The following is a 7,293-nucleotide window of genomic DNA, read 5'->3' on the forward strand; positions in this document are numbered from 1 at the left end:
TTAGATGACGCCACCAGTCCTGCCCAGGTTAGGAACGCCATGCGCACTCGATCGTCCGTCTTCGCCGCGGCCGCGGCCGTCACCGTCGCGGTACTGACCGTGACCGGTAACCCCGCCTCGGCCGGATTCGGCGAGTCGGCCGGCACCGCCGAGGGGGCCAAGGGCCGCGCGGCGGCCGCGCAGAAGCCGCCGACAGGTGGCCAGGGCATCGGCGACCCGTACTACCCGTCCGACGGCAACCTCGGGTACGACGTCGCCGACTACACCGTCAAGCTGAGCTACGACCCGGCAGCCGGCTCGATCGCGGCGACGACCACGATCACGGCCAGGGCGACGAGCGCGCTCTCGTCGTTCAACCTCGACTTCGGCAGCCTGACCATCGACCAGCTGACCGTCAACGGCCAGCCGGCGACGTACCGTCGCGAGTTCGCCCACGAGCTGGTGGTCACTCCGGCGGCCGCGGTCGCCTCGGGTACGACGTTCACCACGGCCGTGACCTACCACGGCGTCCCCGAGGGCGTCGCTTGGAAGCCGCAGAACGACGGGGCGGTGGTCGTCCTCGACGAGCCGCACTCGGCGACCGTGTGGTACCCGAGCAACGACCACCCGCAGGACAAGGCGACCTTCCACCTGGAGGCGACCGTACCGGCGCCGTACGCCGTGGTGTCCAACGGCACCGAGGGCGCGACCACGACCGCACCCGGGCCCGGTGGCAGCACGCTCACGACGTACCGCTGGAACCTCGTCGAGCCGACCACGACCTACCTCACCTACTTCGGCGTGGACAAGCTGACCTTCAAGCGCTCCACGCTCGCCGACGGCACCCCGGTCGTCGACACCTACGCACCCGGCGCGACCGGCCAGCAGGCAAACGAGGCCAAGCTGCCCGAGATCATCGACCTCCTCGAGGAGAAGTGGGGGCCGTACCCGGCGACCGCCGCCGGCGGCCACTTCCTCGACACCTCGATCGGCTTCTCGCTGGAGACCTACACGCGGCCGGTCTACACGGCCGGCGCCGGCATCCAGACCATCGCCCACGAGCTCGCCCACCAGTGGTGGGGCGACCACGTGTCGATCAAGTACTGGCGCGACATCTGCCTCAACGAGTGCTTCGCGTCGTACAGCCAGTGGCTCTGGGACGAGCACAACGGCACCGATCTCGACGCGCGCTACAAGTCGTCGGTGGAGAGGCTGGGCTTCAAGTACAAGCTCTACGACATGGGCGCCGGCAACGAGTTCACCGGCGGCGGTGTCTACACCAAGGGCAAGTACTTCCTGCACGCGCTGCGGCACAAGCTCGGCAACGACGCGTTCTACTCGTCGCTGCGCGCGGTGCTGACCGAGTACGCCGACCGCAACATCTCGATGCCGGAGCTGCGCGACGAGCTGGCCGAGCGCACCGGCGTCGACCTCACCAGCTTCTGGGCCGAGTGGATGGGCACCCGCAAGCCGTCCTTCGCCAACCTCTACCCGGGGTCGCTCGGCGGATAGGTGACGTCGCGCTTCCAGCGGCCGCCGACGACATCGCGCTCGGCGCAGTAGCCAGGCGCGAGATCGAGTACGTCGAGCAACGTGGGGTCGGCCTCGATCGCGTGGTGCAGGTGCTGGATCCTGCCGTCATCCCCGGCATCGGTCCTGCCGATGAGCTGCCACAGACCGTCGTCCTCCTCGTGGACGACAAGCAGGATCGGCTCACGCAGGTCGAACACCTCCGGAGTCTGGATGGCTGACGTGCCCAGCAGCCAGTGCTGCAGCCACCGGGCGCGCCGGTCGCGCGCCATCACCTCATCGGCCACCCACCAAACGAACCGGATGTCCGGATGCTCTCGTGCCTCCGCGGCGGTCAGGTCCGGCCCGCCTTGCGGCACCCTCTCGAACGGCTCATCCACGAGCGCAAACGCGTAGGAGCCCTCGTTCGGAAAGATCACTGCATGGAACGTCCCACCGCCGGGGTTGCCGGCGCCGATCCCGACCGTCAGCCGGCCGACGTGCCGATCGGGCGTGCTGTCCCAGCCGATCGCGTAGGACGCCATCTCGCCGCGCGGGCTCACGAACTCTCCGAAGGCCCGTCGGTCCATCCCCCGCGCGCCGGCGGTGGGCGACTCGATGAAGTCGCCCTCCCTCACCACCATCTTCATGACAGCACCCTAGGCGGCACCACCACGGCGGTTCAGCCGAGCAGGGTCGCGACCGCGAAGTCGGCGGCCAGCTGCTCGAACTGGCTGCCGTGCCGGAGCATGGCGTGCTTGCCTCCGTCGACGGTCGTGAAGGTCACGTCGGCGACGGCGGAGAGTCGCTGGGCCATCGCACCGACGTTGCGTAGCGAGGCGACCCGGTCCTCGGTGCCGTGCACCAGGAGCACCCGGCGGCCGTGTAGGTCCGCGTCGTCGGTGGGGTAGACCCACGCGTTGAGCGCGACGATGCCGCGGACACCCGGCTCGCCGCCGGCGAGGAGCGCGGCGCGCCCGCCCAGCGAGTGCCCCACCAGGCAGCACGGTACGTCGGGGTACCGGTCCCGGAGCTGAGCGAGCGCCCACCGCACGTCCATCACCGGCGTATGGTCGCGATCCCAGCCGCGGTGGGTGTTCAGCAATCGGAAGACCGCGAGCCGGCCGTCCCCGGCGCGGGCGATGCGACGGGCGATCGGGACCATCCGGACCACCGAGAGCTGAGCCGGGCTGACCATCGGGTTGTCGCGCCGCGACCCACCGCCATGCAGCACCACGACCACCCCGTGGGGTGACCGTGGTGCGTGCGTGGTGAGCAGCCGGGGGCGTCGTTCCATGGACAACGACGATTACATGCTGCTCGCGATCGCGATGGCAACGAGGACAACAACCAGCGCTACCAGCGACACCACCAGGAAGTAGATGCCGTTGACGCGCACCCCGTTGCTCTGGCGATGCCGTACCTCGTTCTCGTCCATGAAGGTGGTTCGGAGCGGACCGCCTCCCGGATCGGTCAGCTGTCGATATGCGACATGTCGCCGTACCGGTCGCCGACCACGGCGTCGCGCGGCACCGCTGCGTCGAGAGCGGCCAGGTCGTCCGCGGTCAGCGTGATGTCGGCGGCCGCGGCGTTCTCCTCCAGGTACCGGACCCGCTTGGTGCCCGGGATCGGCGCGACGTCGTCGCCCTGGGCCAGCACCCACGCCAGCGCGAGCTGGCCGGGCGTGACGCCCTTGGCCGCGGCGAGCTTGCCGATCTCGTCGACCAGCGCGAGGTTGGCGGCGAGGGCGTCGCCCTGGAACCTCGGGAAGTACGCCGTACGCCGCGCGTCGCCCTCGCCGCTCGCGCCGGCGGCAGCGGTGATCGCGCCGGTGAGGATGCCGCGGCCGAGCGGGGAGTAGGGGACCAGCCCGATCCCGAGCTCGCGGATCGTCGGCAGGATCTCGTCCTCCAGGTCGCGGGTGAACAGGGAGTACTCGGTCTGCAGCGCGGTGATCGGGTGCACGGCGTGCGCCCGGCGGATGGTCTCCGGCGACGCCTCGGAGAGGCCCAGGTGGCGTACCTTGCCGGCCGCGACCAGCTCCTTCATCGCGCCGACGGTCTCCTCGATCGGGACCGACTGGTCGACGCGGTGCTGGTAGTAGAGGTCGATGTGGTCCACGCCGAGCCGCTGCAGGGAGGCGTCACAGGCGGCCCGGACGTACTCCGGCTTGCCGTTGATGCCGACCCGGGTGCCGTCGGCCCGCCGCTCGTTGCCGAACTTCGTGGCCAGCTGGACCTCGTCGCGGCGGGAGACGATGGCCTTGCCGACCAGCTGCTCGTTGGTGAACGGGCCGTACATGTCGGCGGTGTCCAGGAAGGTGACCCCGAGGTCGAGGGCACGGTTGATGGTCGCGATCCCGCCGGCCTCGTCGGAAGTGCCGTAGAACTCTGACATACCCATGCAGCCGAGCCCGAGCGCGGAGACGGTGAGGGGTGAAGCGGTTCCGAGAATTCTGGTTTCGATCGTCATGCCATCGAGTGAAACGTTTAGAGCGTGCTCTAAGTCAAGGCCCCATCTTCATCGCGCTCCAGGAGGTCGCTGTAGAAGCCGATCTTGTACTCGATCGCGCCGAGGTGCTGCTGGACCACGGCCAGCTGGGCGAGCACCCGCTCGCGATGTGCCTGAAGCAGCGCCAGCCGGTCGCGCTCGTTGCCGTTGCCGGACCGCACGAGGGCGGCGTACTTCTTCACATCGCGGATCGGCATGCCCGTCGACCGGAGCTTGCTGATCAGCTCGATCCAGCCCAGCTCGCGCTCGGTGTAGCTGCGGTGCCCGGACGCCGAGCGGCCGACCTCTCCGAGCATCAGCCCGTCGCGCTCGTAGTAGCGCAGGGTGTGCGCGGACAGGCCGGTTCGCTCGGCCACTTCGGCGATGGAGAGGCTCATCCGCCCAGTCTCGCCCTTAGAGCGTGCTCTAAGTCAAGCTGGACGGCGCCACCTGGAGGTCTAGCCGGCGTTCGTGGCTCGGATCAGCAGCTCACGGAACCGGTCCTCGCCGATCTTCGGCTCGACGTGCTGTCCCTGGCGGGCGAAGAGCCGGCGGTCGAGGACGTAGAGCGCGGCGGCGTCGTCCCACAGTCGGGTGAAGCCGACCCACTCCGACGGAGTCTGCAGCATCGCCGCCCGCAGCACGCCCGGCAGGCCGGCCTGCTCGAACCGGCCGACCATCTCCTCGGTCGGCGCGTAGGTCAGCTCGGTGCCGGTGCTCGGCGGCAGGTCGACCCAGACCGCCGACTGTGCCGGTCGGAGCGCCTTACCGGCCGCGCGGCAGGCCGCCAGGTCGTACTCACAGTTGAAGTTGTCGGGGTGGTTCTCCGCGATCGGCAGGCCGGAGACGACCACGTCGCCGAGGCGGTGGCCGAGCTGCTTGGCGTAGGTGTTGAAGGAGGTCCACGGCCCCAGCACGAGGACGTCGACCGTGCTGCACCCGTACACGGCGTCGCGCAGCTCGCGGCGCAGGTCGGCCGGGTCGCCGGCAAACGGGACCGACGCGCTGAGGAAGTAGTTCAGACGCTCGGCGCCGGCCCGCGCGGCGGGCAGCCAGTCGTAGTCGGGCGGCGCGGGTGAAGTGAGGCCGGCGATGACCGGTGGGGTCTCGCTGCCGCCGCCGAGGAACATCGAGGTCGCGGTCGCGCCGCCCGCCACCGACGAGATGCCCTCGGTCACCACCACGGCGGTCACGTCGCGGCCGGGCACGAGAGCGCCAATCGCGCGGTAGTCGTCGAGGCCGGCGTCGGTGTCGACGACCAGGCACTCGTTGTGCTGCCGAGGTTGGTCGCCTGCGGACGCGGTGAGCGGCGTCGATGCCGAGCCGAGAAGGAAGGCGAGACTGAGCAGGGCAACGAGGCGGAGGTTCTTCACGGTGATCGCTCCTAATACGAGTGGGCCGCAACGTTGCGGCTCACCACGGTCAGAGTCATGGGCAGGGGCACTCTTCAGGCGATGCTGCGCGAGCTATTGACGCACGATTGGCAATCCAACCCGGCAGGACGGTCGCTCGTCCAGGACTTTGGCAGGTTCCACGCATTTCTCGCAGTCGTCGGTGGGGTCCTGCTCTAGTCAGACGCCCGGTCGAGCGCGCGGCGGTAGAACTCCTCGAGCGCGAACGGGCCGCCGACGTACGCCGCCTCCGCCTCGTCCTCGGGCCGGTCCGGGATCGTGTCCACGAAGTCCTCGGCGTCGTCCTGCGGCTCGTAGCCGAGCCGGCGGCCGGGCTCCAGGTCCCACCAGGCGCGGGTGTTGTTGGAGATCCCGTAGAGGACGGCGTAGCCGGGTGAGGTGCAGGTCAGCGCCGCCTCGACCATCCGCACGCAGTCGTCGTGGGACAGCCAGGTCGACAGCGCGCGAGCGGTGGCCGGCTGGTCACGGAACGAGCCGATCCGGCAAGAGACCGTGTCGATGCCGTACCGGTCGGCGTACAGCTGCATGAGCGCCTCGGCGGCGACCTTGCCGACGCCGTAGAACGTGTCGGGCCGCGGCAGCGCGTCGTCGCTGACCAGGTCGCGCCGCGGCGTGCGGCCGACGGCATGGTTGGAGCTGGCGTAGACGAACCGGTCGACGTGGTGCTCGACCATCGCGTCCAGCAGCGCCGCGGTCGTGAGGGTGTGCGAGGTCAGCGACTCCTGGAGGTTCCCCTCGCCGGGATGGCCCGCGAGGTGTACGACGCCTTCGAGGGGCTCGCCGGCGAACACCTCCGCGACCGCGTCGGCGTCCGCGCAGTCCAGGGTGTGCCACGGAAGGTCGGTGCCGTCGGGCGCGGGCACCCGGTCCAGGCCGACCACCTCGTGGCCGCGGTCGGTGAGTCCGAGGGTGACGACCTGTCCGATGCTGCCGGCGGCGCCGGTGACCAGGACCCGCATCAGATCTTCGGCACGATCTGGCCGAGAAGCTCGCCCATCCGGGTGGCGGCGGCCTTGCCGGCCGCGAGCACCTCCTCGTGGTTGAGCGGCTCGCCGGTGATGCCGGCGGCGAGGTTGGTGACCAGGCTGATCCCGAGCACCTCGAGACCGGCCTCGCGGGCGGCGATCGCCTCGAGCGTCGTACTCATGCCGACCAGGTCGCCGCCGATCGCCCGGACCATGCCGATCTCGGCGGGGGTCTCGTAGTGGGGGCCGGGGAACTGGACGTAGACGCCCTCGTCGAGGCTGCCGTCCACCTCCCTGCACAGCGCCCGCAGTCGGCTGCTGTACAGATCGGTCAGGTCGACGAAGTTCGCGCCGTCGATCGGGCTGGTCGCGGTCAGGTTGATGTGGTCCTTGATCAGCACCGGCGTGCCGGGCTGCCAGCTCTCTTTCAGGCCGCCGCAGCCGTTGGTGAGTACGACGGTCCGACAGCCCGCCGCAGCGGCCATCCGGACGCCGTGGACGACGGCGGCGACGCCGAGGCCCTCGTAGAAGTGGGTGCGGCCGAGGAACACCAGCAGCTGCTTGTCGCCTGCCCGCACGCTGCGGATCTTGCCCGCGTGACCCTCGACGGCCGGGGGCGCGAAGCCGGGCAGGTCGGTGGTCGCCACCTCGGCCGTCGCCTCGCCGAGCGCGTCGACCGCGGGCAGCCAGCCGGAGCCCATGACCAGGGCGATGTCGTGCTTCTCGCCGCCGGTCAGCTCGGCGAGTCGCGCCGCCGCTTCGGCGGCCAGTGCAGTCGGACGGGCGGTGGAACTGGGAGCCATGGACGCAGCCTAGATGACTGCGCGTCCCGAGGCCTTGGCTCAATGCCACGTAGCGTAGGTGATCGGGTGATGGTCGGCGTGGCGTGACTGGTGTGGCTGGTGGGACTGTTTTGATCGCTGCCCATGAGCGTGGCG

The 7,293-nt window shown here is 70.1% G+C and carries 9 protein-coding genes; 1 reads left to right on the top strand and 8 read right to left on the bottom strand.

Annotated elements, in window-relative coordinates:
- The first annotated feature begins 39 nt into the window (after positions 1–39).
- Positions 40–1,491 carry a M1 family metallopeptidase gene (locus DDV73_RS25805; protein WP_109510139.1) on the top strand — a complete coding sequence of 484 codons (1,452 nt, stop codon included), beginning with the start codon at positions 40–42 and terminating at the stop codon, positions 1,489–1,491.
- On the opposite strand, the gene DDV73_RS25810 is transcribed toward DDV73_RS25805, so the two are convergent.
- The 8 genes from DDV73_RS25810 to DDV73_RS25840 all read right to left on the bottom strand — a co-directional run bounded on the left by DDV73_RS25810 (position 1,467) and on the right by DDV73_RS25840 (position 7,158).
- Entirely contained in the window at positions 1,467–2,138 is a 672-nt protein-coding gene (locus DDV73_RS25810) for a hypothetical protein (RefSeq protein ID WP_109510140.1), read from the bottom strand. The genes DDV73_RS25805 and DDV73_RS25810 overlap by 25 nt on opposite strands.
- Before the next feature lie 32 nt (positions 2,139–2,170).
- Positions 2,171–2,785, bottom strand: a complete 615-nt coding sequence (locus tag DDV73_RS25815; RefSeq protein WP_109510141.1) for an alpha/beta hydrolase — start codon at positions 2,783–2,785, stop codon at positions 2,171–2,173.
- A 12-nt stretch (positions 2,786–2,797) separates the two neighbouring features.
- Positions 2,798–2,926 (bottom strand): hypothetical protein, encoded by a 129-nt coding sequence (locus DDV73_RS29555; protein ID WP_276310146.1) that lies wholly within the window; start codon positions 2,924–2,926, stop codon positions 2,798–2,800.
- A gap of 35 nt (positions 2,927–2,961) precedes the next feature.
- Positions 2,962–3,960, bottom strand: a complete 999-nt coding sequence (locus tag DDV73_RS25820) for an aldo/keto reductase (protein WP_109510142.1) — start codon at positions 3,958–3,960, stop codon at positions 2,962–2,964.
- Between the two features lie 29 nt (positions 3,961–3,989).
- Entirely contained in the window at positions 3,990–4,376 is a 387-nt protein-coding gene (locus DDV73_RS25825; protein WP_109510143.1) for a MerR family transcriptional regulator, read from the bottom strand.
- Between the two features lie 60 nt (positions 4,377–4,436).
- Positions 4,437–5,351: a nucleoside hydrolase gene (locus DDV73_RS25830; RefSeq protein WP_109510144.1), complete on the bottom strand. Its 915-nt coding sequence runs from the start codon at positions 5,349–5,351 to the stop codon at positions 4,437–4,439.
- A gap of 194 nt (positions 5,352–5,545) precedes the next feature.
- Complete coding sequence (locus DDV73_RS25835; RefSeq protein ID WP_109510145.1) at positions 5,546–6,349, bottom strand: NAD-dependent epimerase/dehydratase family protein; 804 nt, start codon at positions 6,347–6,349, stop codon at positions 5,546–5,548.
- Entirely contained in the window at positions 6,349–7,158 is an 810-nt protein-coding gene (locus DDV73_RS25840) for a purine-nucleoside phosphorylase (protein WP_109510146.1), read from the bottom strand. The genes DDV73_RS25835 and DDV73_RS25840 overlap by 1 nt, the downstream gene beginning before the upstream one ends.
- Positions 7,159–7,293: the final 135 nt, after the last annotated feature.

It is taken from the genome of Nocardioides speluncae (assembly GCF_003121585.1).
Taxonomy (GTDB): domain Bacteria; phylum Actinomycetota; class Actinomycetes; order Propionibacteriales; family Nocardioidaceae; genus Nocardioides; species Nocardioides speluncae.